The sequence below is a fragment of the Acidisoma sp. PAMC 29798 genome (assembly GCF_030252425.1).
Classification (GTDB): Bacteria; Pseudomonadota; Alphaproteobacteria; order Acetobacterales; family Acetobacteraceae; genus Acidisoma; species Acidisoma cladoniae.
Window position 1 is genome coordinate 948,924 of sequence record NZ_CP126994.1, and the last position, 25,233, is coordinate 974,156.

Below are 25,233 nucleotides of genomic sequence, written 5' to 3' on the forward strand. Positions count from 1 at the left end.
CGTCGCTAGATAACGCGTTCGGCGCGCAAGCGCGAGAGCGTGGCGGCATCAAGGCCGAGCAGGCTGGTCAGCACGCTATCCGTATCCGCGCCCAGGCCGCGGCCTGTATGGCGAAACACCGCCGGCGTTTCGGAAAGCCGGGGAATGGCGGCGGGAATGGTCAGCTTGCCGACGCGCGGATCCTCCACCTCCATCAGATTCTCCCGCGCCTTGTACTGGGCATCTTCGAAGATATCTTCGATGGAATAGACCGGGCCACAGGGCACGCCGCCCTTCTGGCAGATGTCGAGAACCTCGGCCTGCGGCAGGGCGCCGATCCAATCCGCGACCACAGCATTCACTTCTGCGCGTCGCTCCACACGGGCGATGGATGTCGCATAGAAGGGAGAAGTTGCCATATCCGCGCGGCCCATGACGGCCGCGAGGCGTTCGAACATCCTGTCATTGGTGCAGGCGACCGCCACCCATTTGCCATCGGCCGTGCGGTAGTGGCTATGGGGCGCGACATTGACCGTATCCGCCCCCATGCGCTGGCGGATGGTGCCGTATTTCGCATAAGCGGGTGCGATTTCATCCAGCAGACGAAAGACGCTTTCGTAAAGACCGATGTCGATGAACTGGCCATCGCCGCCCTGTTCGACATGACGCAGCGCAAGCAGAACGCCGATGGCGCCCCACATGCCGGAGATGTAATCCGCGAGCGAGGTCGAGCCGGGAACGACCGGCGGCCCATCGGCTTCACCCGCGAGATTGCTGAGGCCACCGAAAGCATGTGCGATGCGCGCGAATCCCGGCTCGTTCCGCTTCGGTCCCGTTTGCCCATAGGCACTGACGCGCAGCATGACGAGCTTGGGGTTGATGGCCCGCAGCGCCTCAAACCCGACGCCCCATTTCTCCAAGGTGCCGGGGCGGAAGTTCTCGAGCACGACGTCGGACTGCGCGACGAGCTTGCGAAAGATATCAGCGCCTTCTGGTGTGTTTAGATTCAGCGTAACGGTTTTCTTGTTGCGCGACTCGCTGAGCCAGACGAGCGTGTCACCGCATTCCGTGCGCGTGCCGAAACCGCGCAACGCGTCACCCTCGCCTGGCTGTTCGATCTTGATGACCTCGGCACCGAAGTCACCCAGGATGGTGCCACAGAAGGGCGCCGCGACGAAGGTCGCGATATCGAGCACGCGGATATTGGTCAGCACTGCTTGGTCGGGAAGCAGGTCGCTCAGCAGGGCAGCGGGCGAAGCAAAGGGCGGCACACGGCTGTTGTCGCCTGTTCTTTCGGTCACACGTTTCCCCTAGCACCGACCTGACGGTCCTCTTTGCATAGGCTTTATGGTGCCGGAGGCCATTGATCAAATTTAAATAACATGGCGACTATTCGGTTTAAGTGATTAATGTGGGGCCTATGCAACCCATTATGAACGTCAACCTGAAGCTGTTTCAGGTCTTTCTCCTGGTCGCGGAACACGCCAGCTTCCGCTCGGCCGCCGATCAGGCCCATCGCTCGCAATCCTCCATCAGCACCCAGATCAAGCAGCTTGAGGGCCAGTTGGGCGTTGCTTTGTTCCATCGCACGACCCGGTCTGTGCGACTGACGGCGGAAGGCGAGCAGCTTCTGGACTGTGTCCGCCGCGCCCTGCATGAGGTGGAGGCGGGCCTGAGAAAGATCGCTGAGGCCGTGGATATGCGGCGGGGCTATGTCTCGGTCGGCTGCTCCCCGACGGTCGCGGCCACGCGCCTGCCGATCGTTCTGGCGGCCTTCCGGCACGACTATCCGGACGTGAAGCTGTTCGTGCGCGAACTCACCTCCTCCGACCTGTTCGAGAGCCTGCGCAAGCGCGAAGTGGATTTCGGAATCGCCCCCGTGACGGCGGAGACGGACCTGACCTTCAAGCCGATTCTGAAGGAGGATATCTATGCCCTCGTGCCCCGCCGGCTGTTCCAGACCCTGAAATCGAGCATTCCCCTGGCCGAACTGGTGCAGATGCCGGTGCTGCTGCTCAACCCGGCCACGGCGCTGCGCGCCTTGATCGAGGCGACCGTGTCGGCGCAAGGGCTCACGCTTTCGACCAACTATCAGTTCAGCCAGGTGCAAACCTTGATCGCGGCCGCCACGGCGGGCCTCGGCACGGCGATTCTGCCCAAGATCGCCCTACCCAAAGTGCCGTCCGACGATCTTCAGGTGCTGCGGATCGTCGATCCGCCGATGACGCGGGAGATCGCCATCGTCACCGTCAAAGGCCAATCCCTGTCGCCCGCCGCCACCCGGCTGGTGGCGCTGATCACGCGCTTGATCGATCCCCAGAAGGGACAGGCTACGATCAAGCCGGCGAGCCGGAAACGCGTGACCCATTGATATCAAAAACGGAAGAATGCGGCATATAATAAAAATTGTGCCGTTGATCGACGCAATCTAAGCAGAGAGTGAGTGTCCGAAGCCGTCTGCCGCCATGTGAGCGGCGCAGACGTCTAACGGGCACCTCCAAGAGGGACAGGGCGTAAGGGTTGGATGTTCGACACCATCATCATCGGCGCGGGATCGGCAGGATGCGTCCTCGCCAATCGTCTGACGGAAGACGGAACAACGCGTGTTCTTCTTCTTGAGGCCGGTGGCGCCGATACCAGCCTGTGGCTGAAAATCCCCGCCGGCACGCCCCGACTCTATTCCGATTCCAACGTCAACTGGCGCTATCACACCGCGCCCGAGCCTGGTCTGAATAACCGCAGCATCTATTGCCCGCGCGGCAAGACGCTGGGCGGTAGCAGCGCCATCAATGGTCTTGTGTATATGCGTGGCGCTGCGCGCGATTACGACCTATGGCGGCAAAGCGGCAATGTAGGTTGGTCCTGGGATGACGTGCTGCCCTATTTTCGCAAGAGCGAACAGCAGCAGCGCGGCGCCGATGCCTTCCACGGTGCCGATGGTGCCCTTGCTGTCAGCGATCTTTCCGAGCCGCATGAAGCGTCCCGCGCTTTTGTGAAAGCCGGACAGACGATGGGTCTGCCCTATAACGCGGACTTTAATGGTGCATCGCAAGACGGCATCGGCTTTGTACAATACAATATCAAGAACGGATTGCGGCATTCGGCGGCGACTGCCTTCCTCAAACCGGCACGGTCCCGGCGCAATCTTAATGTCGAGACGCATGCGCTGGTGAAACGCATCATCATCGAGAATGGTCGCGCGACGGGCATCGTGTATCAGCAGGGCGACACCACGCATGAGGTGCGCGCGCGCGAAATTATCCTGTCCGGTGGTGCGATCAATTCCCCGCAAGTGCTGATGCTATCGGGTGTCGGCCCGGCCGATACGCTGATGGCGCTGGGCATTCCGGTGGTGCATGATCTGCCGGGCGTGGGTACCAATCTTCAAGATCACGTCTATGCCCATTACCTGTCACGCGTCGATCCGGCCTATTCGATCAACAAACTCGTTCTGAACGCTGCGAGTGCGCGAACGTCGTGGAAGCTATTGCCGCAAGTGCTGCAATTCGCCTTCAAGCGCACGGGGCTACTGACATCAGCGGCGGCGCAAGTCGTGGCCTTCGCGCGGTCGAATTCGGGTGTCGAGACTCCGGACCTGCAAATTCAGTTTCGTCCCTTCAGCATGATCATCACCAAGGCTGGGCAGTTTGTGGCCGAAAGCCATCCGGCGGTGACGGCATCGGTGAGCTATATCCGGCCACATTCCCGTGGCGCGCTGACGCTCGTCTCCAACAACCCTTTCGCAGCACCCCGCATTCAGTTCAATTACCTGACCGCGCCGGAAGATTGCCGCGCCATGATCGAAGGTGTGCGCATCATCCGTCGCATCTTCGCCGCCTCGCCCTTCGCCGAACATGTCATCCGCGAAGCGACGCCGGGCGTGGACAAACAAACGGACGACGAGCTGCTCGGCTACCTCCGCCAGAACGCGCAGGCGATGTATCACCCGGTCGGGAGTTGCAAGATGGGCCGCGACCCCATGGCCGTGGTGGATGACCGGTTGCGGGTGCATGGCATCGCGGGACTGCGCGTCATCGACGCGTCCATCATGCCGTCCATCATCTCCGGCAATACCAATGCCCCCACCATCATGATTGCCGAAAAAGGCGCGGATATGGTGCGTGAGGATTCCCGCCGGGCGATGGCGGCGTGACTGAGAATAGGACGCGTCCGATGCAAGACTACAAGATGCTCATTGGCGGCGAATGGGTCGATGCCGCCGCTGGTGAGACCTTCGAGTCGATCGATCCCTATACCGGGGAGGTTTGGGCGCGCCTGCCGCGTGGCCGGGCCGAAGACGCCGCGCGTGCGGTTGAAGCGGCGGAGAAAGCGGGACGCGGCGAATGGTCGAAACTCACGGCGACGGCGCGGGGTCACGTGCTGCGGCGCTTCGGGGATGAGATCGCCGCCCATGCGGACCATCTGGCGCGGATCGAGGTGCAGGACAACGGCAAGCTGCTCGCCGAAATGCTCGCCCAAGTGCGCTATGTGCCGCAGTGGTTCTACTATTTTGCGGGGCTGGCCGATAAGCTGGAAGGCGCCGTCATCCCAATCGACAAGGCGAATACCTTCAACTTTACGCGCCATGAGCCGCTTGGTGTGTGTATCGCCATCACCGCCTGGAATTCACCGCTTCTGCTCGCGGCCTATAAGCTGGCGCCCGGTCTCGCGGCCGGCAATACCTTCGTGCTCAAGCCGTCCGAATTCACCTCTGCCTCCGCGCTCGAAATGGGTCGGCTGGCCGAGAAGGCGGGGCTGCCGCCCGGGGTACTCAATATCGTCACCGGCTTCGGCGCCGAAGTTGGCGAACCGCTGGTCACGCATCCCAAGGTTGCGAAGATTGCCTTCACCGGCAGCGAAATGGGCGGGCAGCGCGTGTATGAAGCGGCGGCGCGCGGCCTGAAGCGTGTCACGCTGGAACTGGGTGGCAAGTCCCCCAATATCGTCTTCGACGACGCCAATCTCGATAATGCCGTCAAGGGTGTGATCTCGGGCATTCTATCTGCGACGGGCCAGACCTGTGTCGCCGGCTCACGCTTGCTGGTGCAGCGCAGCATTCATGACGCCTTCCTGGAGCGCGTGATTGCCTTTGCCAAGACGGCCAAGATCGGCAACCCGATGCTGGCGGGAACGCAAATCGGTCCCGTCACCACGCGGCCGCAATACGAGAAGATTCTGCATTACATCGATGTCGCGAAGAACGAAGGCGCACGCTGCGTCTTGGGTGGCGGGCCGGCCCCGCATCCCGAAGGCGGTAAGGGCCTGTTCGTGCAACCCACCATCTTCGCCGATGTGCGCAACGACATGCGCATCGCGCAGGAGGAGGTCTTCGGTCCCGTTCTGTCCGTGATCCCCTTCGAGGATGAGGCCGAAGCGCTCGCCATTGCCAATGACAGCATCTACGGCCTCGCGGCCGGTGTTTGGACGCAGAACACCAACCGCGTCTTGCGTATGTCGGCGGGGCTCAAGACCGGCATGGTCTGGGTCAATATGTATCGCGCCGTCAGCTATATGTCCCCCTTCGGCGGCACCAAGCGGTCGGGCGTCGGATCCGAAAACGGCATGTCCGCGATCATGGATTACGTGCAGACCAAAAGCGTCTGGATCAGCACGGCGGAAGAAACGCCCGATCCCTTCGTGCTCGGCTGATGGCCATGGTGCGCGCATGGCCGGTTCGCGGTCGCTTCCTGGAGGATTTCGTGGTGGGTGATCACTACGAACATTGGCCGGGCCGCACCGTGACGGAGGCGGACAATATCCAGTTCAGCCTGCTGACGATGAACCGGCATCCGCTGCATTGCGACGCCAATTTCGCGGCGGCATCCGAATTCGGCAAGCCGCTGGTCAATAGTGGCCTGACGATCGCCATCGTTCTCGGCATGACGGTCGATGACGTCAGTCTGAATGCCATCGCCAATCTCGGCTGGAAGGATGTGGTGCTGAGCGCGCCGGTCTTTCCGGGGGATACGATCTATGCGCGGTCGGATGTGACGGGGGTGCGCCACAGCCGGTCCCGCCCCGGTCAGGGCATCGTCACCACCCGCACCGAGGGCTTCAAGCAATGCGGCACGGTGTTCATGACCTTCCATCGGTCCTGCCTGGTGCCGCAACGCGTTGACGTGCCGACCGCATGAGCAGCACCTGGCTCTCCGGCACCCGGGTGATCGAGAGTTCGGCCTTCATCGCCGCGCCGCTCTGTGGATTGACGCTGGCGCAATATGGCGCGGATGTCATTCGCTTCGATCTGATCGGCGGCGGCATCGATTACAACCGTCTGCCGACGATGCCAGGTGGCCGCAGCCTTTATTGGACCAGCCTGAACAAGGGCAAGCGGTCCATCGCCATCGATATCCGCAAGCCCGGCGGGAAGGAGCTGCTGCGCGCCTTGGTGACCGCGCCGGGCCCCGAAGGCGGCGTGCTGCTGACCAATGTGCCCACAGCCTTCCTGGCCCATGCATCCCTTGCCGCCGAGCGGCCTGATCTCATCAGCTGCACCATCGAAGGCAATGCCGATGGTTCGACGGCCGTGGATTACACGGTGCAGTCCGCGACCGGCTATCCGATGATGACAGGCCATGCCTCGGCCGATAGCCCCGTCAACAGCCCCGTGCCGACCTGGGATATCGCCTGCGCCTATCAGGCAGCGTTCGGGATCATGGCGGCGGTGTCGCGGCGTCGGCAGAGCGGCCAGGGCGCGGCGCTGCGGCTTGCCCTGTCGGATGTCGCGTTCGGCGTCATGTCGCATCTCGGCGTGCTCACCGAAGTTGAGGTCTTGGCCACTGAGCGTCAGGCCATCGGCAATCATATCTACGGTGCCTTCGGGCGGGACTTCGCAACCCAGGATGGCAAGCGCGTCATGGTGGCGGCAGTGTCCACGCGCCAATGGCAATCGCTGGTTGTCGCCTGCGCATTGACGGCGACCATCGCGGCGATCGAGACGGCGCTTGGAGTCGATTACTTGCGCGACGCCGACCGGTTCGCGGGCCGAGACCTGATCGCGAGCCTGGTCGCGAAATGGATCGGCGATCATACCTTGGCGCAGGTGGGCCTCGCCTTCGACGCTGCCACCGTCTGCTGGGGTCTCTATCAGTCCGTGCGAGACTTGTCGGAAACCGACGCGCGCGTGTCGCTCGCCAATCCGATGTTTTCCGAAATCGAAACTGCTGGCATCGGGCGCCACCGGGCGGCCGGCGCCGCAATCCGCTTCGCGGAGGAAGGCCGCGTCACGCCAGCGCCAGCGCCTTTGCTGGGTCAGCATACCGATGAAATCTTGAGCGAGGTCTTGCGGCTTTCCGCTGCGGCAATCGGCGTGCTGCACGACAGCGGCATCGTCGCCGGGCCGCAGGCCGATCCACTGATGACAGCAAACGATGGCTTCGGACGGCGGGTGACGGAAAGCATGCTTGTAAAATAGGGCGACCAGGACGTATCAAGTGACAAACGCGACTGACAAAAGTCGTCGCATAAGACAATTGGGGGACGGGACCATGGCTGAGACACTTCCACGATTCGGCGTATCGCGGCCCGAGATGTTGAAGCGCGTGGCGCGGTTCGCGGATCTTGAAGGCTCTGACGGCGGCCTGCCCGACAGCCGCCACCCCAGCGCCGAACGGCGCCTGTACAATGTCATCGGCTTTCAGCCACCCGCCAATTCCGGCGGCGCCGTGACATCCCCGGTGGGGGACCTCGCCGCGCGTTTGGCCGCCATCAAGATCTCTGAGGGTTTCAACCTCGGCTATTGCCGCGCCACGCCGGGGCGCGGCCCGATGATGCACAACCACGACACGAATGAGACGTTCATCGCCATGACTGGAACATGGCGCTGTAGCTGGGAGAATGAGACGTCGGGTGTCGAGCATGTCGATCTCGCCCCGCTCGATGTGATCTCCTTCCCGCCCGGTGTCGCGCGGCGTTTCGAGAATGTCACGGCAGGCGACCCGGATGCGGAATCAATCCTCATGTTCGTCATCGCCGGCGATGCGCCGCGCGCCGAATTCACCGACGAAGTAATGAAGCAATTGGAAGCGGATGGCGTGCTGACGCCGCGTCCGGGCTGATGCGATGGGCATGACGGACACCACGCCGGGCGGCACGCCCTATTTGCGGGCGGAGGGGCTGACGAAGGCCTACGGCGCGACCGTGGCTTTGGCGCATGTCACGATCGATGTCCTGCCGGGGGAAATCCATGCCCTGTTGGGGGAGAACGGCGCGGGCAAGTCCACGCTCGTGAAGATCCTCAGCGGCATCGTGGTGCCGGATCGCGGCACCTTGGAAGTCTGCGGCCAACCCTTCGCGCCGGGTAGCCTGCTCGGTGCGCGCAAATCCGGCGTCTCCACCGCCTTCCAGGAACTCAGTCTGCTGCCCAACCTGAGCGTCGCGACCAATCTGATGCTGCCGCATTTGCTGAAGGGGTTCGGGGGCATCGCATCCCGTCGCCGCAATGAGCAGGCGGCGGATGCGCTGCTGCGCGAGTTCGATATCACCACGGTCGATCCTCGCAGCCTCGTGGCCGATCTTTCGCTGGCCGAGAAGCAGCGCGTCGAAATCGTCCGCGCGCTCAGCCATCGCCCGAAGCTGCTGGTGCTGGATGAGCCGACGGCGGCCCTGGCCGAGCCGGGCTGGCTGTTCGACATCGTGGAGCGGCTGACGGCGCAGGGCACGGCCATCCTCTATATCTCCCACCGCCTGGCCGAGGTACGTCGCCTGTGCCGGCGCGGCACCGTGCTGCGCAACGGCCGCTCGATCGCGACCGTCGGCCTGACCGAGACGGCCGATACCGAAATCTTCCGCATGATGGTCGGTACCTCCCAGGATGAGACGCGCCACAATATCACTGCCCGAGCAGCCACACGGCCGAGACTGTCGGTGCGCGGCCTGACCGGACGCGGCGTCCATGACGCGACCTTTGACGTCGGTGAGGGCGAAATCCTCGGCGTCGCCGCGCTGGAGGGCCAAGGCCAGCGCCCGCTGTTTCGCATGCTCGCGGGGCTGGAGCCCATCGCCCTTGGTGATGTCACCATCGAAGGCAAGCCGGCCACGCTGCGGTCGGCCTCCGCCGCGCTCGGATCGGGCATTGGTTTCCTGCCGGAGGAGCGCAAGACCGAAGGCATCTTCCTTGGCCTGAAGACCGCCACCAATATCTCCTTGCCGATCCTCAATCGCGTGCGGCGTGGCGGGCTGATCGATCGCCGCAAGGAGGCCGATGCCGTGGCTGCCGTCAGCCAGCGCGTTGACCTGGCACGGCGCTACCAGGGCATGCGGATCGCGGCCCTGTCGGGTGGCAACCAGCAGAAGGCCTTGCTCGCCCGCGTTCTCGTCTCCGGCGCCCGCAACCTGGTGCTGTTCGACCCCACACGCGGCGTCGATGTCGGGACGAAACAGGTGATCTACGGTGCCATCCGTGACTTCGTGGCCGAGGGCGGCTGCGCTTTGGTCTATTCCACGGAACTCGCCGAACTCGTTCACCTCACGCATCGCTGCCTGGTGGTCTATGGCGGTCGCATCGTGGGGGAATTGTCGGGCGCGGCTCTGACCGAGGATCGGTTGGTGAGCCTCGCCACCGGCCACGGAGCCCTTGCGGCATGAGCGCGACAGTGAACCGGCGGCGCCTGCCCGTGGTGGGGCAGCTTCTCGGCAACGGTACCGCCATGGTGATCGCGATCTATGTCCTGCTGTTGATCATCTACGCCCTGTCGCAGAACGACGCCTTATCGATGACGCAGTTCAGCGACCAGTTAAACAACGGTCTGCCGCTCGCGCTGGCGGCGGCGGGCGGCACGCTGGTGGTGCTGATGCGCGGCTTCGACCTATCGGTGGCGGGTGTCATCGCGCTGACGGATGTGCTGACCGCGACCCAGGCCACGGACGGCCCGATGGGCGCCCTCGTCATGATGCTCATCGTGGTGGGCGTCGGCCTTCTTGTGGGGGCGGTGAACGGGTTCCTGGTCGCCTATGTCGGCCTGCAATCCATCGCCTGCACCTTGGCGACCATGATCGTCTGTAGCGGTGCGGCCTTGCTGATCCTGGATGCGCCGGGCGGGGATGTTCCGGAGTTCATCAGCGACAATTTGACCGGTTCGGTGGGCGGCATTCCTGTGCCCCTGATCATCGTGCTGGTGGTGCTATGCGGCTGGGCCGCTCTAAAGCGCACCAATTGGGGCGTCGGCCTTTATGCCGTCGGCGCGGATGAGACGGCGGCGCAGCTTGCCGGCGTGCGCGTCCGCCGCGTCAAGTTCCTGGCCTATTGCCTGGCGGGTGGCCTGTATGGCCTCGCCGGCATGATGCTGACGGCCGTGACATCCAATGGCGATCCCGGTGCTGGCACGAGCTATCTGCTGCTCGTTTTCGCCGCCATCGCCATCGGCGGCACCACCTTCACCGGCGGCCGTGGTGGGCTTTTGGGATCGATGATCGGTGCCGCGACGCTCATGCTGTTGCAGAAGGTGCTGTTTTCCGTGGGCGTCTCCTCCTTCTTCACTGGCATCGGTCAGGGCCTGATCATGATCGCCGCCGTTCTGATCGCGGCCTCCTCGGCCCGCATCAGCCGGAGGATGGCGGCATGAGCGCATCCAAGGGAACGCCGCTGGACGCCGGCGCCGATACGCGTGGTCGCGGTCGCGCCATCGGCGGGGAGGTGCTGACGCCCTTGGTGCTGTTCGGCCTCACCATCCTCATGGTGCTGGCGTCGCGCTGGATCAGCCCCAGCCTCGGCGGACTGCATCAGGTCGCGGCCATCATCGTGCTGTCGACCTTCCTGATGGTCGTGGCCTTCGGCCAGCAGATGGTGGTGCTGATCGGCGGCCTTGATCTGTCAGTGCCGTCAATGCTCACGCTGGGTGGCATTCTCACCTTCGGCTGGATCGGGCCGTCCGGTCTGTCCGTCATCTGGGTCTTGCTCGCCGTGCTGATCGTAACGGGCCTGATCGGCGCCTTGAGCGGCGTGGGCGTGGCCCTGCTGCGCATTCCGCCCTTCATCATGACCCTCGCGATGGGAATCATCGTCTATAGCGGTTCGCTCGGCCTCACGGCCGGCACGCCGCGCGGCCATGCTTCAGTGCTGCTCGGCGATTTGTTTTCGGGCCGCATCCTGGGCCTTCCGCCCATCATTTACGGGATGATTGTGCTGGTCGTGCTCGGCACCATCCTGCAATCCTACACCCCCTTCGGCCGCAGGCTGTATGCCCTGGGCACCAGCCCGGCGGCGGCGCATGTGGCCGGGTTGGCGGTGAACCGGCTGACCATCGCGACCTATGCGATCAGCGCCGCCTCGGCGGGCTTCGCAGGCTTCCTGCTGGTGGGTTATGCCGGCGGCGCCACGTTGGTCATGGGCCAGTCCTATCTGCTGCCCTCCATCGCGGCCATTGTCGTCGGCGGAACGTCTATCCTGGGCGGGCGGGGCAACTACATCAGCGCGGTCGCGGCCGCGCTGCTTCTCACTACCTTTTCCACCATCATTTCCTCGGTGCAGATTCTCGAAGGCTGGCGGACGATCATCTACGGATTGGTCATTCTGCTCGCCATTGCCGCGTTGCGGGAAGATTTGCCGATGTGGATCGGGCGCGGCCTGCGCCGGCCCGCGCGACCTCCCACGGCACCAGCTGTTGCCCAAACAACAAAATAATCAAAAGCAAAGGGAAGACGATGTTCAAGACGAAAAGCATGAGGAAGGCCGCGTTGGGCCTTCTGGCTGGAACCGGCCTTGTACTAGCAGGCCTGGGTGGCGCCGCGCATGCAGCCGACGCGCCGAAGAAATACAAGATCTATCTCAGCCTCAGCTACAGCGGCAATGCGTGGCAGAGCGAGGCGGCCAATGTCGTCAAGGCACTCGCCGCGACGCCGCCCTATGACAAGCTCGTCGATCTGAAGGAAGTCATCTCCGGGACCGACGTACAGGCCCAGATCTCGGCCTATGAGAGCATGATCGCCGATGGCGCCAACGGCATCATCAGCTTCCCCATCTCCTCCAGCGGTCTCAACAAGGCGATTCGTCGCGCTTGCAAGAAGGACGTTCTGGTCTGGGTCTATGACGGCATGGTCACCGAACCCTGCGCCTATAGCGTGAGCTACCTGCCGGGCGGCTTCGGGGAGAACACGGCCCAGGCACTGGTCAATATCCTCAAGGGCAAAGGAAATATCTTCCTCAGCCGGGGCGTCGCCGGCAACATGGTCGATAAGCGCCACTATGACGGCGCCATGAGCGTCTTCAAGAAATACCCCGATATCCATGTCGTCGCCGAATATTACGGCATGTGGGATGACCAGACGACGCAGCTGGAGACGGCGAAAGCCCTGGCCGCCCATCCCGATGTCGATGGCATCTGGGCGCAGGCCGGCGAAGATGGCGCCATCAAGGCGCTGATGGCTTCCGGCCGGCAGAAGCTGGTCGCCCTCACGGGTGAGAATTCCAACGGCTTCCGTCTGGCGCTCGCCAACCCTGATTTGCAGAAGCGCGGCTTCGCCGGTGTGTCCTCGGGTTCCCCGCCGAATTCCTCTGGCGTCGCCTTCAAGTTCATGATGGAGCAGTTGGTGAATGGCCGGAAACTGCCCTTCCACAATGTGCTGTATCCGCTGCCCTGGGTGCCCGCCGACAAGGTGAAGCTCTGCGCGGGCGATAAGATGGAGAACGGCTGCAACGCTTTCCCGCCGGGCAAGGTGCCGGATAGCTTCGTGACCGAAATCTTCAACCCGACCCTGACCCCGGAACTGTCGATCGCCTCCGCGCTCGAAGGCAAGCCGACCCCCGGCGCCACCATCCAGCCGCTGCCCGCAAACGACTACTTCAAGGGCGCGCCGAACGTTCCCGGCATCGACTGCAACCATTGCGAGGGCCCTGCCAATCCCTATCCGCTGACGAAGGTGACACCCTTCAACGCGAACTGATTGGCGCTGACCAAGCACAGATGGCACGCCGAGGCTTTGGCCTCGGCGTGCCACGACCATTTGCGGAAAGTCCCATCATGATCTCCCTTCAAGGCCAGGTTGCCATCATTACGGGCGGTGCTTCGCCGCGTGGCATCGGCCTCGCGACCGCGCGCGCCGTGGTCGCGGTGGGCGGCAAGGTGGCCATCATCGATCTCCATCAGGATCAGAGCGAAGCCGCTGCGCGGAGCCTGGGCGACGGCAACCGGGGGTATGGCTGTGACGTGGGTGACCGCGTGGCAGCGACGGCGACCGTGCAAGCAATCCTGGCCGATTTCGGGCGTATCGACAGTCTGATGACCTTCGCTGGCATCAGCCGATCCACCAAGTTGGCCGATATTACCCAGGACGAATACGACGCGGTCATGCGCGTCAATCTCGGTGGCACCATGAACATGTGCCAGGCCGTGGCACCGGCGATGACGCAAGCGGGCAGGGGCTCGATCATTTGCATCGGGTCGATTGCGGCGCAACGCGGCGGCGGCGTGTTCGCCACCTCCCATTATGCCGCCTCCAAAGGCGGCGTGCAGAGCCTGGCCAAGGCGCTGGCGCGCGAATTGGGGCCTGCGGGCATACGGGCCAATGCCATCGCACCGGGCCTGATCGACACGGACATCTTCGAGGGCGCGCTGACCGAGGACAAGAAGCAGGCCATCATCGCCACCATCCCCATCGGCCGGATTGGGCAACCGGAAGACGTGGCGCAGCTCGCCGTCTTTCTGGCCTCGGATTGCGCCTCCTACATCACCGGCACCGTCATCGATGTGAATGGTGGCGGACACATCCATTGACGATCAGGACAGGGGACCCACGCCGATGATCCGCACTCTCAAGACAGGCGCCAGCGAGCAGGAGACGAAAGACTCCGACCGCAAGACGCGCCAGACCGTTGAAGCCATTCTGGACGATGTCGCGACGCGCGGTGACGCGGCGGTGCGCGATCTGTCGATCCGATTCGACAAATGGGAGCCGCAAGCCTTTCGTCTGACAGCGGAAGAGATCCAAGCGCTCATCGACGGCCTGCCGCCACAGGTGATCGAGGACATTACCTTCGCCCAGGCGCAGATCCGGCGTTTCGCCGAGGCGCAGCGCGCCACAATGACGGAGCTGGAGATCGAGACGCTGCCCGGCATTCGCCTCGGTCATCGGCTGATCCCGGTGGCGAGCGTCGGCTGCTATATTCCGGGCGGGCGTTACCCGATGGTCGCCTCCGCCCATATGAGCATCCTCACCGCCAAGGTCGCGGGCGTGAAGCGCGTCATTGGGTGCACGCCGCCGTTGAATGGCCGCGCACCCGCCGCGACGATCGCCGCCATGTCCCTTGCCGGGGCCGATGAAATCTATGTTCTGGGTGGCATCCAGGCGGTGGCTGCCATGGCACTGGGCACCGAGACGATCCAGGGCGTGGATATGCTGGTTGGCCCCGGCAATGCCTTCGTGGCGGAGGCCAAGCGCCAGCTTTATGGCCGCGTCGGTATCGACCTTTTCGCGGGACCCACCGAGACCCTGGTCATTGCCGATGAAACGTCGGATGTCGAGATTTGCGCGACGGATCTTCTGGGTCAGGCGGAGCACGGTCCGACCTCACCTTCCATCCTGCTGACCAGTTCCGCCAAGATCGCCGAGGGCATCGAAGACGAAATCCAACGGCAGCTTGAACGTCTGCCGACGGCGGATGTCGCCTCCGTCGCCTGGCGCGACCATGGCCAGGTTATTCTGGTCGATACCGATGAGGAGTTGCTGTCGGAAGCGGAGCGGATTGCCTCGGAGCATGTCGAAGTGCTGACGCGCGATCCGCGTTGGTTCCTGGAGCGGATGACGAATTTCGGCGCGCTGTTCCTTGGGCCACGCACCAATGTGGCATTCGGTGACAAGGTCATCGGCACCAACCACACGCTGCCGACCAAGAAGGCCGCGCGCTATACGGGTGGTCTGTGGGTTGGCAAGTTCATCAAGACCGTGACCTATCAGGAAGTCACGACGGATGCGGCGAGTGCCATGATCGGTGAATATGGCTCGCGTCTCTGCGCCATCGAGAATTTCGCCGGCCACAAGGAACAGGCCGACCTGCGTGTCCGTCGTTACGGTGGTCGCAATGCGCCTTGATCCCGCATCGGCGCGCCGGATCGCCGATGGCGGCCATGTGCCGCTCGGCGCGGCGGCCGATCTCAGCGCGGTCGCTATGGATGACCTCGATGACGTGACAATCGCCTATGTTCTGGCGGCGCGCGCGCCCTTCGATGCCTTGCGGCGATCCTCCGCCCAGCTCGCGGGTTTGCTTCTGCTTGCGGCGATCGGCAGCCGCGAAGGGCAGGACCTTCCGATGCTCGACCTCGCGGTCGCGGCCCATGCCGAGGCCACCGAGGCTTTGCGTGGTCTGACGCCGCCGCCGCGCGGCGCCCATCATCATCGCCACCTGCTGCTGGCGGCATCGACGCTCGGTGGTGCCCTGGCTGCCGCCAAGTGCCGCCTCGCATCCGATGGCGATGTCGTGGCGCGCTTGAACAATGAGGCGATCGCGCATCTGCGCTGGGCCAGTGGCGCCCTGCCAGGATTCGAGATGGTGGCGGTGTCCCAGGGATGCTGCGCCGCTCACGCACCTGCACAGATTGAAACGACAACGATGCCGACACGGCACGCATGGAGGGCTTCATGAACGACTATTCGATCTGGGTGCTGGAATACGCCTATGTGGCGCAATACCATGTCAGCGGCATCGTGTATGGCGCGCATAATCAGGGCTATCGCAAGCTTCCCTATTGCTATGTCGTCATCAAGGGCCACGGCACGGTTGCGATGGTCGATGTCGGCTATAATGAAAAAGACATGGGCGCGGTCCTGGCGCGGCGGTTCAATGTCGAGGCCTGGCAGTCCCCCGAGACGATCCTGGCGCAATGCGGCGTAACGCCGGAGGAAGTCGAGCATGTCTTCCTGAGCCACGCGCATTTCGACCACATGGGCAATACCGATGCCTTCCCCAATGCGAAGTTCTATTTGCAGGAGAAGGAGCTTTCGAAGTGGGTCTGGGCCATGGCGCTCGATCAGCGCTTCCGTTGGCTGAACATCGCGACCGATCCGGCGGATGTCATGCGCGTCGTCGATCTCGCGCGCCAGGGCCGTCTCGTATGCCTCGACGGTGACGCGAAGGATGTGCTGCCGGGCATCGATTGCACTGCAGCCTACGACACCCATACCTGGGGATCGATGTTCGTCACCGTGCGCAACGACACGAGCGGCGGCGACAACTGGGTGCTCGCCGGCGATCTCGTCTATAGCTTCGAGAATCTCACTGGCCAGGATCCCAAGGCGCCGCCGATGTATGTGCCCGTCGGCCTCGGCGTCGGCAGCCAAACCAATATGCTGTTCACGACCGATGCCATGGTGAAGCAGGCGGGCGGGGACGTCAGCCGTGTCATTCCCGTGCATGAGGACAAGCTGAAGGACGCGTTCCCGTCTCGCACAAACGAGTTTGGATTGCAGGTGATCGAACTGGCACTCGCCGACGGCGAACTCAGCCTTGTCGCGTGAGGAGGGACAGAATAATGGACGAGGATTGGACTGCCGTGGCCGTTGCCACGCAAAAGGCCTGGAAGCAAGCGTTCGAGACGCGCGATCTTGAAAGCCTCGGCGCTCTCTATGCGGATAAGACCGCCTTCTATGGCTCGACCGCGACCTTCTACGATACGCCGGACGGGGTGCGGGAGTATTTTCGCGTTCTGCCGCCGTCCTACAAGCGGTCCGACTACGCTGTGCCGCATATCGTGCGGCTTGGCCCCGACGCCATGGCGGCCACAGGGGAGGTAAACTTTTATCGCCAGGAAAACGACGGTTCCATGACCTTGCTGCCGTTTCGCATGACGCATGTGCTGGTGCGCGAGAATGGCGCCTGGAAGATCGCGACCCATCACGCCTCCCCCCGACCGGTATGACGCTTTCGTCCGACATGCAGCAGTGGGTCGGTCGGACGGAGACGGCCGAGGAAGTGCTGTCACCCGCACCGCTGGCGCTGCTCGCGGCGACTTTGGATCAGGCGGATATGCCGGATACCACAGTGCCGGCGCTGGCCCATTGGCTGTATTTTCTGCCTCGCACGCCAGGGAGCGGAATAGGGCTGGACGGACATGCGCAGCGCGGCGGTTTCCTGCCCCCCGTGAGTTTGCCGCGCCGCATGTGGGCGGGTAGCGAGATCCGGTTTGACGGATCGCTGCGCACAGGTGTCGCTGCCACGAAGACGTCTGAGATCATGGCGATCGACAGCAAGACGGGGCGATCGGGCAAACTGGTCTTCGTCACTGTGAAGCACAGGCTGTCTCAAGACGGCGTGGCAGTCGTGATCGAGACGCAGCATATTGTCTACCGAGACGCGCCGACGCCCAATGCCGCTGCGCCGAAAGCCGAGACCAGTCCGGATCAAGCCGTGTGGTCCCGCACCATCGCGCCAGATCCGGTGCTGCTGTTTCGCTATTCGGCGCTGACGTTCAACGGGCATCGCATTCACTACGACCGAACGTTTTGCCGTGACGAGGAAGGCTACCCTGGTCTCGTTGTCCACGGCCCGCTGACGGCGACCTTGTTGATGGATCTCTATCTGCGTCACAATCCCGCCGCGCGCGTGGGGCGTTTTCAGTTTCGCGCCCACATGCCGCTTTTCGACATTCATCCGATGACGGTGAATGGCTGCCCGACCCCGACGGGGGCCAAGCTGTGGGCGACCAACCACGAGGGACATCTGGCAATGACCGCAGTCTTGGAGGTCGCATGAAGCGCTGGCGATCCCTGCTGTTTGTGCCCGCCGATAACAGCAAGGCCCTGTCACGTGCGCATGAACGGCATGCGGACGCCCTCATTCTCGACTTGGAAGATGCTGTGGCGCCGGCGGACAAAGCGTCAGCGCGGGCGACACTGGGCGATCATGTCGGCCGACTGAACGCCCATGGGATGGATGTGCTGGTGCGTGTGAATGCGGATCTGCCCGACCTCACACAGGACATCGCCGCTTTAGTGCGGCCCGGAGTATCTGCGATTGTCTTGCCGAAGGTGGAAGACCCCGCGCAACTGATCATGGTCGATCGGCTGTTATCGGATGCGGAAGCAAAGGGCGATGTGCCATCCGGTAGCATCTGCATCATTGCCTTGATCGAGTCGCCGACGGCGATTTTGAAGATTCAAAGCTTCGCTGTCACCGCGCGCCTCATCGGATTTGCTCTGGGCAGCGAGGACTTTTCACTGGCGCTGGGCACGCGACCGACGCCGGACTGCCTGACCTTGCCATGCCAAATGCTGGCCCTCGCCGCATCGGCGGCGGGCGTGATGGCAATCGGGCTGCCCGATACACTGACCCAGTTTGGCGACCTATCCGCCTACGAACTGGTCGTGACCAAGGCGCGTGCGATGGGCATGACCGGGGTGTTCTGCATCCATCCGACACAGGTCGCGTGCGTCAATCGCGCCTTTGCCCCGACCGAGGCGGACCAGCTTTGGGCACAGGGCGTGATAACGGCCACCGACGCCGCAGCGGCAAGGGGTGTGGCCGTTGCCAGTTATCAGGGGCAGATGATCGATCGTCCTGTTCTTGAGCGGGCGAAGGCGATCCGCGCACAGGTGTAGGCCGGTCGCATGACCCTGGCCGGGCTGTGGAGCAAAGATTGTGCTTGCGCTACCATGTCCCGTCTGGGAGTTTACCGACACCACGTGCGCGCGCGTTAATCGATGCCATAAGGCACCGTGATAAAAACAATAATAGGAAACGGCGATGAAACTCAGCAAGACAGTGTTCTCGGCTGCGGCTATGCTCGCGGCGATCAGCATTCCGGCCATGGCGCAGACCTATAGCTGGCCGGACAATATTCCCCCCGCCGCGAAGGAGCTTATGACACCTTTGCCGCTGACCCCGACGGGGCAGGTGGTCCCCGGCTTTCCGAATGGCGCACCGGCCGCATCACCCGACGTTCTGACCTTTACGCCGGACCAGATTGCCAAGCTTAAGGCCGGAAACTTCACCGCCGGCATCGTCATGCATACGATGGCTGCAGGTTGGCCGATGCTGCAGGTTCAAGGCATCACCAAGACATTGAAGGACTTCGGCATCAAGGTCGTGGCCGTGACCGATGCGAAGTTTCAGCCAGGAACGCAGATCAGCGACCTCGAAGAAATGGTCGCACGCAAACCCAGCGTCATCTTCTCGATCCCCATCGACCCAAAGAGTGAGTCGGCTGCCTACAAGCAGGCGTCCGCTGCCGGCATTAAGCTGGTCTTTCTGGACAACGTGCCGGTCGGCATGACCCCGGGCAAGGACTACGTCTCCGTCACTGCCTCCGACAATGGCAAGAATGCCTATTACGCCGCGAAGGAACTTGCGGAATCCATGGGCGGCAAGGGTGAGGTTGGTATCGTCACCCTGGTCTATGATTACTACTACTCCGTCGCCGTGCGGAAAGTTGGTGCGCTGAAGGCCTTCGCTGAATATCCCGGCATCAAGGTCGACGGCATTGGCACAATCGCGAGCCCAGACGGCGCCTATAGCGTCGCGACGTCCATGATGACCGCGCATCCGAATCTCAAGGGCATCTTCGCGGCTTGGGATACGCCCGCCGAGCAGGTCGTGGCGGCCGCCAAGACACTCGGCCGCACCATCACAGTGACGACCAATGATGTCGCGCCCGACAGCGCCTTGTTCGTGGCGCGCGGCCAGTTCCTGGCGATCGGCTCGCAGCGCCCGTACGACCAGGGTGTCGCCGAGGCGAAATCCGCCGCCACCGCGCTTTTGGGTGAGCCGGTGCCCCCGTATATCGAAGTGCCGACGCTGCGCGTGAAGAAGATCAATCTGCTCAGCGCTCTGCAATCCGTGACGCATGAACCGCCGCCGAAGAACGTGATCGCGGCCTGTGACGGTGGCTGCTTCTGAGCGACGGATTGGGGCGCGATCGGTCATCGCGCCCCAGGTCTGATCTGAAGCACTCAACAAGGACCCTGTCGTGCCACTGATCGAGATGCGCGGCATCAGCAAAAGCTTCGGCCAAAATCGTGTGCTTTCGGATATCGACTTCACGCTGGAGTCGGGTGAGGTCCACGCGCTTCTCGGTGAGAACGGGGCCGGCAAATCGACGCTGATGAAGATCCTGATGGGTGTCCATCAGTCTGATGCCGGCACCGTCACATTGGATGGGGTGGAGATCAGCGGCCATTCCGTGAGCCAAAGTCTGAACCAGGGGATCGCGATGATCTTCCAGGAACTCAGCCTCGTTCCCAACGGCACCGTTGCCGACAATATGTTTCTCGGACGCGAACCCCATGGGCTTGGCTGGCGCGTGGACCGGCGGGCGATGCGGCGGGAGGCCGGTCGGCTCATCACGCTGTATGGCTTTCCACTCGATTTAAACGCCGAAGTAGGGCGCTTGCCCTTCGCGCAGCGGCAGATGGTGGAGATCCTGAAAGCCGTGGCGCGCGGCGCGCGCGTTTTGATCATGGATGAGCCGACCTCGTCCTTGACCATGCATGAGGAGGCCGCCCTCATGCGCATCATCGCGGAACTCAAGGCGCGTGGCATCGGTATCGTCTATATTAGCCATCGCATGGCGGAGATCTTCGCGATCAGCGACCGGATCAGCCTCGTAAAGGATGGTCTGCTGATCGGGCCGATGCGCCCTGCGGAAACGTCGGTCGCGCAAATCTCAGAATTGATGTCACGCGGTGTGGCCGTCGCCGAAGTCACGCGGGGCAGCATGGCGCGGCCTGGTGCGAATGCGCTTGACGTGCGCGGTCTCAGCACCGCGCGCAAACTGCGCGACGTCAGCTTCAGCGTCGCCGCCGGGGAGGTGGTGGGCATTGCGGGATTGGTCGGCAGCGGTCGCTCGACCCTTGCCAAGACGCTGTTCGGCCTGCTGCCGGATGGTAAAGGCGAGGTGATTGTGGATGGCCGCGCCGTGCCACCGGGCGGACCGGCGGCCGCCGTCGGCGCCGGGATCGCCCTGGTGCCGGAGGATCGTCGGCGGGAGGGACTGGTGCTCGATCAAGGCCTCGCCGCCAATATCTCCCTGGCGAACCTGAAGCATCTGCGCATAGGCGGCACATGGCCGGCCTTCTCCCGGTCCCGTGCCGACGGGCTGTTTGCGCGCTTCCGTTCAGCGCTCGCCATCAATGCACGTGGCCCGCGCCAAGCGGCGTCTGAACTCAGCGGCGGCAATCAGCAGAAAGTGGTCTTCGCCAAGTGGCTGGCGACATCGCCGCGCGTGCTCATCCTTGATGAGCCAACCTCCGGCGTTGATGTGAACGCGAAGGCGGAGATGCGCGCGCTGATGCGACGCACGGCTGCCGAGGGCGTGGGCGTGCTGCTGATCTCGTCCGAACTTGAGGAATTGGCGACGACGGCTGACCGCGTGCTGCTGATGATCGATGGCCGGATTACCCGAGAAGCGGAGCCCGGCCTGCACGAAGCGGGTTTGCGGGCCATGCTGCAAGACGAAGTCGCATCCTCAAAACGTCCGGTCATCGCATGAATATTCAGAACTCTCTCGCATACCGTCTGCTGCGGGATTACGTCACCTACGTTATCTTCGTGGCGGTGACGATCTTCTTCGCCGTGGCCGCGCCCAACTTCGCGACGCTCGCCACGGTCGGTGCCATCCTGCGCATCACCGCCATCGTCTCAGTCATCGCCATCGGCATGACCTTCGTGATCATCTCGGCGGAGATTGACCTGTCCGTGGGCTCCGTCGCCAGCTTTTCGGGAATGATCCTGGCCTTGCTGCTGGATGCGGGCGTTCCCTCCTGGTTGGGAGCCATCATAACTTTGCTGATGGGGGCGGCGATCGGCGCCTGCAACGGCCTGCTGGTCACACGCCTGAAGATCCCCTCCTTCCTCGTGACTCTCGGCATGCTCAGCATCTTCTCGGGGGCCGCGCTGACGGTGACGAACACCATGCCGGTGCCGATTGTGGAGGACGGAATCAACAACGTTCTATGGAACGGCAGCCTGCTCGGCATTGCAGCACCGGTGTGGTGGACCTTGCTCGTGGTGGTCGCCGGTTTCTATCTCCTCCACGTATCGCTGTTCGGACGCCGTGTTCTGGCGGTCGGCGGTAATGCCTTGGCCGCGAATTTCTCCGGCATCAACGTCAATCGCACCAAGGTCCTGGCCTTCGTGTTGAGCGGCAGCACGGCGGCGCTCGCGGGCATGATGCTCGCTGCGCGGAGCACCGCCGGCAATCCGAGCCTGGGCTCGGGCCTGGAACTCGATGTGATCGCGGCGGTGATCATCGGTGGCACCAGCCTGTTCGGCGGCTACGGCACCATCATCGGCTCGGTGATCGGTGCGATCTTCATCGGTATCATCGGCTTCGGACTGCTGGTGATGGGCTTTTCCACCAGCGTGCAGGAGATCATCAAGGGCGCGATCATCATCCTGGCCGTGTCAGTCAATCGGCGCTGAAACCTTGTTGAACCGGTACCAGAAATGATGACGAAACTGGCCTATCATGCGAATTGTTGGGGTCCGCTCGGCGGGGCGCCGGTGGGCGTCACCTCCGTCAAGGATCTGTTCTACCAGACCTTTGGCGACATGAATCCCGCCTTCGCGGAGATCGCGGCCGCCGGCTATGAGGCGGTGGAGCTGTTCGATGGCAATCTGATCGATTTGGCGCGCGAGCCGGGGGCGCTGCGCAGGCAGCTTGCCATGCATGGCCTGAAGCTTCTGGCGACCTATAGCGGTGGCAACTTCATCTACCCTGATATCCTCGAAGAGGAGTTCTGGCGCATCGAACGTGCGGCAGCGCTTGCGGCGGAAGCGGGGGCCATTCATCTGGTGGTCGGCGGCGGCGCAAAGCGTAGCGGTGGCCCCCGTGACGGCGATTATGAGCGTCTTGGCGCGGCCCTGGATCGCGTCAGCACGGTCGCCGAGTCCTATGGCCTGTCGGCGCATTATCATCCGCATCTCACAACGATGGCGGAGACACCGGACGAAATCCGCCGCGTCTTTGCCCATACCCGGATCGGCTTCTGCCCCGATACCGCGCATCTCGCGGCGGCCGGTGGCGACCCGGCGGGTTTGGTCGCGGAATTTTGGGATCGAATTTCCTATGTGCATCTCAAGGGATGGCAGCGCAAACCCTTCGCCTTCACACCCATCGATCGCGGCGATCTCGACCTTCGTGCCACGATGCATGTCTTGCAGACGCGCAATTTCGATGGCTGGATCGCCGTCGAATTAGACTCATGGCCGGACCCTGCCGAGGGTGCGCGCGCCAGCATGGCGTGGCTGCGCGACCAGGCCGATCCATTCGCGCCGCAAGAAGGATAAGACCATGGAACGCCTCAATGTCGGGATGATCGGCGGTGGCTTCATGGGCAAGGCGCATGCCCTTGCCTATGCCGCGATGCCGATGTTCTTCTGGCCCGCGCCGGCCATACCCGTGCGGCACACGATCGCCGATGTTAGCGAGGACCTCGCCCTGGATGCCGCGCAGCGTCTTGGCTTCGCGAACGCCGTGTCGGACTGGCGCCGCATCATAGACGACCCCAGCATCGACATCGTGGATATCGTCACGCCCAACAACAGCCACGCGGAAATCGCCATCGCAGCCGCGCAGGCGGGCAAGCACGTGATCTGCGAAAAGCCGCTTGCCCGCACGGCGACCGAGGCACTGACCATGCTGCGGGCGGTCGAGGCTGCGGGCGTGACCCATATGGTCGCCTTCAACTATCGCCATACGCCGGCGGTGGCCCTTGCACGGAAATTCATCGAAGAAGGCCGCATCGGCGAGATTCGGAATTTTCGCGGCACCTATTTGCAGGATTGGTCGGCAGATCCCGATAGCCCGTTATCCTGGCGCTTCCAGAAGAAGATAGCGGGATCTGGCGCGGTCGGTGATATCGCCACCCATGTCATCGACATGGCGCGCTATCTGGTGGGGGAGATCGCGGCGGTGAATGCGGTCACGCGCACCTATGTCGCCGAGCGTCCGGTGCCGAATACCGCGACGGATCGTCTGGGCGCCGCGCCGCGTCTGGAGGGCGTGCCCAAAGCCGCCGTCGATGTCGATGATGAGGTCATGACGCTCCTCCGGTTTGAAAACGGCGCAGTCGGATCTCTTGAGGCGACCCGCAATGCTTATGGACGCAACAACTATCTCACCTTCGAAATCCATGGCAGCACGGGATCGATTCTGTTCAACTACGAACAACGCGACGCCTTGCAGGTCATGTTCGCGGATGATCCGGCGGATTGCCGAGGGTTCCGCACCATCTATACGGGTCCGGCCCATCCGCATGGCGAGGGGCTTTGGCCGATCCCGGCCTTGGGCATCGGCTACGGGGAGACAAAGATCATCGAATGTCACCTCTTCATGACGGCGATCGTGGACGGGCGACAGCCCTCGCCCAATTTTCGGGACGGATATATCAACGCGGCCGTCGCCGATGCCATTCTGACGTCTGGCGAGACCGATGGGTGGGTGGAGTGCGTGGTTGCCGCGGACGCAGGTCACGGAGGATAGGCTTCGCTTGCCCGCGCGAAACGGCTATGAGGCGCCTGCTGGTAACAACAGGTCTAAGATGACGCGATTTCCACGCCCCGCTTTGGCTTTCGCCGCGTTCCTGCTGCTGGGCGCGCATGGCGCGTCTAGCGCGGAGCCCAAGCCCCAGGGGGCCTTCTACATCGAGCCGTCGCAGGTCGATCTCGACTATCTTCTCGCACCGCCCCCGGCCTTGGGGTCAGCTGCGGAAGCGGCGGATCTGGCAATGGTCGTGGCCGCGCAGAAGAATCGTAGTGCGGAGGATGTCGTCGCAGCCGAAGCGGATCATCACCGAACAGTGTTCCGCTTCGCAAACGTCATGGGTGCGCGTTTTGCGCCCGCGAGACTCCCCTTCGCCACGGAGTTCTTCCTTCGCGTCTATGCCGATGAGGCGCGAATCGTGGATGCGACCAAAGCGCATTTTAACCGGCCGCGCCCCTTTATGGTCGATTCCAGTCTGATGCCGATGGTCTATCCCAAGCCGACACCATCCTACCCGAGCGGACACACGACCTTCGCCTATGTCAACGCCATTCTCCTGGCCCGCATGGTGCCGGAAAAGGCGGCAGCCATTTTCGAGCGCGCGGCGGTGTATGGCAATGGGCGCATCGTGGTGGGCGCGCATTTCCCGACGGATGTCGAGGCGGGTAAAATTGCTGGCGCCGTCATCGATAGCGTCTTCTTCAGTGATCCAAAGTTCGTGAAGGATTTCGACCGCGCGCGCATCGAGGTCCGTCACGCTTTAGGTCTGGCGTAAACCCCGCATCGCTCTTCAGTGCCGGTTTGGCCTTGGATACTGCGCTCTACGCAGATAAGCTCCAATTAGAAA

At 63.1% G+C, this 25,233-nt stretch carries 24 protein-coding genes; 23 read left to right on the top strand and 1 reads right to left on the bottom strand.

All coding sequences use genetic code 11. From position 1 onward, the window contains the following. Positions 1-5: 5 nt before the first annotated feature. Complete coding sequence (locus tag QP803_RS04595) at positions 6-1,280, bottom strand: CaiB/BaiF CoA transferase family protein (RefSeq protein ID WP_284946524.1); 1,275 nt, start codon at positions 1,278-1,280, stop codon at positions 6-8. 119 nt (positions 1,281-1,399) lie between these two features. Here QP803_RS04595 and QP803_RS04600 point away from each other — a divergent pair, with 119 nt between their 5' ends. The 23 genes from QP803_RS04600 (at position 1,400) to QP803_RS04710 (ending at position 25,161) form a co-directional block, all read left to right on the top strand. Further along, positions 1,400-2,350 (top strand): LysR family transcriptional regulator, encoded by a 951-nt coding sequence (locus QP803_RS04600; protein WP_284946525.1) that lies wholly within the window; start codon positions 1,400-1,402, stop codon positions 2,348-2,350. Between the two features lie 153 nt (positions 2,351-2,503). Continuing rightward, positions 2,504-4,132 (top strand): GMC family oxidoreductase, encoded by a 1,629-nt coding sequence (locus QP803_RS04605; RefSeq protein WP_284946526.1) that lies wholly within the window; start codon positions 2,504-2,506, stop codon positions 4,130-4,132. A 20-nt stretch (positions 4,133-4,152) separates the two neighbouring features. Continuing rightward, on the top strand, positions 4,153-5,628 hold the full coding sequence (locus tag QP803_RS04610; protein ID WP_284946528.1) for an aldehyde dehydrogenase: 1,476 nt from the start codon (positions 4,153-4,155) through the stop codon (positions 5,626-5,628). A gap of 5 nt (positions 5,629-5,633) precedes the next feature. Beyond that, complete coding sequence (locus tag QP803_RS04615) at positions 5,634-6,113, top strand: MaoC family dehydratase (RefSeq protein ID WP_284946529.1); 480 nt, start codon at positions 5,634-5,636, stop codon at positions 6,111-6,113. Further along, complete coding sequence (locus QP803_RS04620) at positions 6,110-7,393, top strand: CoA transferase (protein WP_284946531.1); 1,284 nt, start codon at positions 6,110-6,112, stop codon at positions 7,391-7,393. Before QP803_RS04615 ends, QP803_RS04620 begins: the two co-directional genes overlap by 4 nt. 73 nt (positions 7,394-7,466) lie before the next feature. Further along, a complete protein-coding gene (locus QP803_RS04625) occupies positions 7,467-8,036 on the top strand; it encodes a cupin domain-containing protein (RefSeq protein ID WP_284946533.1) in 570 nt (189 codons plus the stop codon). A gap of 10 nt (positions 8,037-8,046) precedes the next feature. Beyond that, entirely contained in the window at positions 8,047-9,564 is a 1,518-nt protein-coding gene (locus QP803_RS04630) for a sugar ABC transporter ATP-binding protein (protein WP_284946534.1), read from the top strand. Continuing rightward, entirely contained in the window at positions 9,561-10,541 is a 981-nt protein-coding gene (locus tag QP803_RS04635) for an ABC transporter permease (protein WP_284946535.1), read from the top strand. Before QP803_RS04630 ends, QP803_RS04635 begins: the two co-directional genes overlap by 4 nt. Then, positions 10,538-11,599: an ABC transporter permease gene (locus QP803_RS04640; RefSeq protein WP_284946536.1), complete on the top strand. Its 1,062-nt coding sequence runs from the start codon at positions 10,538-10,540 to the stop codon at positions 11,597-11,599. The genes QP803_RS04635 and QP803_RS04640 overlap by 4 nt, the downstream gene beginning before the upstream one ends. 38 nt (positions 11,600-11,637) lie before the next feature. Continuing rightward, on the top strand, positions 11,638-12,858 hold the full coding sequence (locus QP803_RS04645) for a sugar ABC transporter substrate-binding protein (protein WP_284946537.1): 1,221 nt from the start codon (positions 11,638-11,640) through the stop codon (positions 12,856-12,858). Between the two features lie 77 nt (positions 12,859-12,935). Continuing rightward, complete coding sequence (locus tag QP803_RS04650) at positions 12,936-13,688, top strand: SDR family NAD(P)-dependent oxidoreductase (protein ID WP_284946538.1); 753 nt, start codon at positions 12,936-12,938, stop codon at positions 13,686-13,688. A 25-nt stretch (positions 13,689-13,713) separates the two neighbouring features. After that, on the top strand, positions 13,714-15,003 hold the full coding sequence (gene hisD, locus QP803_RS04655) for a histidinol dehydrogenase (RefSeq protein WP_284946539.1): 1,290 nt from the start codon (positions 13,714-13,716) through the stop codon (positions 15,001-15,003). After that, positions 14,993-15,553, top strand: coding sequence for a hypothetical protein (locus tag QP803_RS04660; RefSeq protein WP_284946540.1), 561 nt, complete (start codon positions 14,993-14,995; stop codon positions 15,551-15,553). The genes hisD and QP803_RS04660 overlap by 11 nt, the downstream gene beginning before the upstream one ends. After that, positions 15,550-16,425: an N-acyl homoserine lactonase family protein gene (locus tag QP803_RS04665; RefSeq protein WP_284946541.1), complete on the top strand. Its 876-nt coding sequence runs from the start codon at positions 15,550-15,552 to the stop codon at positions 16,423-16,425. Before QP803_RS04660 ends, QP803_RS04665 begins: the two co-directional genes overlap by 4 nt. 14 nt (positions 16,426-16,439) lie before the next feature. After that, a complete protein-coding gene (locus QP803_RS04670) occupies positions 16,440-16,826 on the top strand; it encodes a YybH family protein (RefSeq protein WP_284946542.1) in 387 nt (128 codons plus the stop codon). Beyond that, the gene (locus tag QP803_RS04675; protein WP_284946543.1) at positions 16,823-17,659 is read left to right on the top strand and encodes an HTD2 family dehydratase; all 837 of its coding nucleotides are present in this window, start codon (positions 16,823-16,825) and stop codon (positions 17,657-17,659) included. Before QP803_RS04670 ends, QP803_RS04675 begins: the two co-directional genes overlap by 4 nt. After that, on the top strand, positions 17,656-18,504 hold the full coding sequence (locus tag QP803_RS04680) for an HpcH/HpaI aldolase/citrate lyase family protein (protein WP_284946544.1): 849 nt from the start codon (positions 17,656-17,658) through the stop codon (positions 18,502-18,504). The genes QP803_RS04675 and QP803_RS04680 overlap by 4 nt, the downstream gene beginning before the upstream one ends. 145 nt (positions 18,505-18,649) lie before the next feature. After that, on the top strand, positions 18,650-19,801 hold the full coding sequence (locus QP803_RS04685) for a substrate-binding domain-containing protein (RefSeq protein ID WP_284946545.1): 1,152 nt from the start codon (positions 18,650-18,652) through the stop codon (positions 19,799-19,801). A gap of 70 nt (positions 19,802-19,871) precedes the next feature. Continuing rightward, positions 19,872-21,392, top strand: a complete 1,521-nt coding sequence (locus tag QP803_RS04690) for a sugar ABC transporter ATP-binding protein (RefSeq protein WP_284946546.1) — start codon at positions 19,872-19,874, stop codon at positions 21,390-21,392. Next, positions 21,389-22,324, top strand: coding sequence for an ABC transporter permease (locus QP803_RS04695; protein WP_284946547.1), 936 nt, complete (start codon positions 21,389-21,391; stop codon positions 22,322-22,324). The genes QP803_RS04690 and QP803_RS04695 overlap by 4 nt, the downstream gene beginning before the upstream one ends. Before the next feature lie 24 nt (positions 22,325-22,348). Then, positions 22,349-23,191, top strand: a complete 843-nt coding sequence (locus QP803_RS04700; RefSeq protein WP_284946548.1) for a sugar phosphate isomerase/epimerase family protein — start codon at positions 22,349-22,351, stop codon at positions 23,189-23,191. A 4-nt stretch (positions 23,192-23,195) separates the two neighbouring features. Beyond that, positions 23,196-24,386 carry a levoglucosan dehydrogenase gene (locus tag QP803_RS04705; RefSeq protein ID WP_284946549.1) on the top strand — a complete coding sequence of 397 codons (1,191 nt, stop codon included), beginning with the start codon at positions 23,196-23,198 and terminating at the stop codon, positions 24,384-24,386. 58 nt (positions 24,387-24,444) lie between these two features. Beyond that, a complete protein-coding gene (locus QP803_RS04710; RefSeq protein ID WP_284946550.1) occupies positions 24,445-25,161 on the top strand; it encodes an acid phosphatase in 717 nt (238 codons plus the stop codon). Positions 25,162-25,233: the final 72 nt, after the last annotated feature.

Coding starts and splice junctions, on each gene's coding strand:
- QP803_RS04600 (WP_284946525.1), top strand. CDS start 1,400: ATGCAACCCATTATGAACGTCAACCTGAAGCTGTTTCAGGTCTTTCTC.
- QP803_RS04605 (WP_284946526.1), top strand. CDS start 2,504: ATGTTCGACACCATCATCATCGGCGCGGGATCGGCAGGATGCGTCCTC.
- QP803_RS04610 (WP_284946528.1), top strand. CDS start 4,153: ATGCAAGACTACAAGATGCTCATTGGCGGCGAATGGGTCGATGCCGCC.
- QP803_RS04615 (WP_284946529.1), top strand. CDS start 5,634: ATGGTGCGCGCATGGCCGGTTCGCGGTCGCTTCCTGGAGGATTTCGTG.
- QP803_RS04620 (WP_284946531.1), top strand. CDS start 6,110: ATGAGCAGCACCTGGCTCTCCGGCACCCGGGTGATCGAGAGTTCGGCC.
- QP803_RS04625 (WP_284946533.1), top strand. CDS start 7,467: ATGGCTGAGACACTTCCACGATTCGGCGTATCGCGGCCCGAGATGTTG.
- QP803_RS04630 (WP_284946534.1), top strand. CDS start 8,047: ATGACGGACACCACGCCGGGCGGCACGCCCTATTTGCGGGCGGAGGGG.
- QP803_RS04635 (WP_284946535.1), top strand. CDS start 9,561: ATGAGCGCGACAGTGAACCGGCGGCGCCTGCCCGTGGTGGGGCAGCTT.
- QP803_RS04640 (WP_284946536.1), top strand. CDS start 10,538: ATGAGCGCATCCAAGGGAACGCCGCTGGACGCCGGCGCCGATACGCGT.
- QP803_RS04645 (WP_284946537.1), top strand. CDS start 11,638: ATGAGGAAGGCCGCGTTGGGCCTTCTGGCTGGAACCGGCCTTGTACTA.
- QP803_RS04650 (WP_284946538.1), top strand. CDS start 12,936: ATGATCTCCCTTCAAGGCCAGGTTGCCATCATTACGGGCGGTGCTTCG.
- hisD (WP_284946539.1), top strand. CDS start 13,714: ATGATCCGCACTCTCAAGACAGGCGCCAGCGAGCAGGAGACGAAAGAC.
- QP803_RS04660 (WP_284946540.1), top strand. CDS start 14,993: ATGCGCCTTGATCCCGCATCGGCGCGCCGGATCGCCGATGGCGGCCAT.
- QP803_RS04665 (WP_284946541.1), top strand. CDS start 15,550: ATGAACGACTATTCGATCTGGGTGCTGGAATACGCCTATGTGGCGCAA.
- QP803_RS04670 (WP_284946542.1), top strand. CDS start 16,440: ATGGACGAGGATTGGACTGCCGTGGCCGTTGCCACGCAAAAGGCCTGG.
- QP803_RS04675 (WP_284946543.1), top strand. CDS start 16,823: ATGACGCTTTCGTCCGACATGCAGCAGTGGGTCGGTCGGACGGAGACG.
- QP803_RS04680 (WP_284946544.1), top strand. CDS start 17,656: ATGAAGCGCTGGCGATCCCTGCTGTTTGTGCCCGCCGATAACAGCAAG.
- QP803_RS04685 (WP_284946545.1), top strand. CDS start 18,650: ATGAAACTCAGCAAGACAGTGTTCTCGGCTGCGGCTATGCTCGCGGCG.
- QP803_RS04695 (WP_284946547.1), top strand. CDS start 21,389: ATGAATATTCAGAACTCTCTCGCATACCGTCTGCTGCGGGATTACGTC.
- QP803_RS04700 (WP_284946548.1), top strand. CDS start 22,349: ATGATGACGAAACTGGCCTATCATGCGAATTGTTGGGGTCCGCTCGGC.
- QP803_RS04705 (WP_284946549.1), top strand. CDS start 23,196: ATGGAACGCCTCAATGTCGGGATGATCGGCGGTGGCTTCATGGGCAAG.
- QP803_RS04710 (WP_284946550.1), top strand. CDS start 24,445: ATGACGCGATTTCCACGCCCCGCTTTGGCTTTCGCCGCGTTCCTGCTG.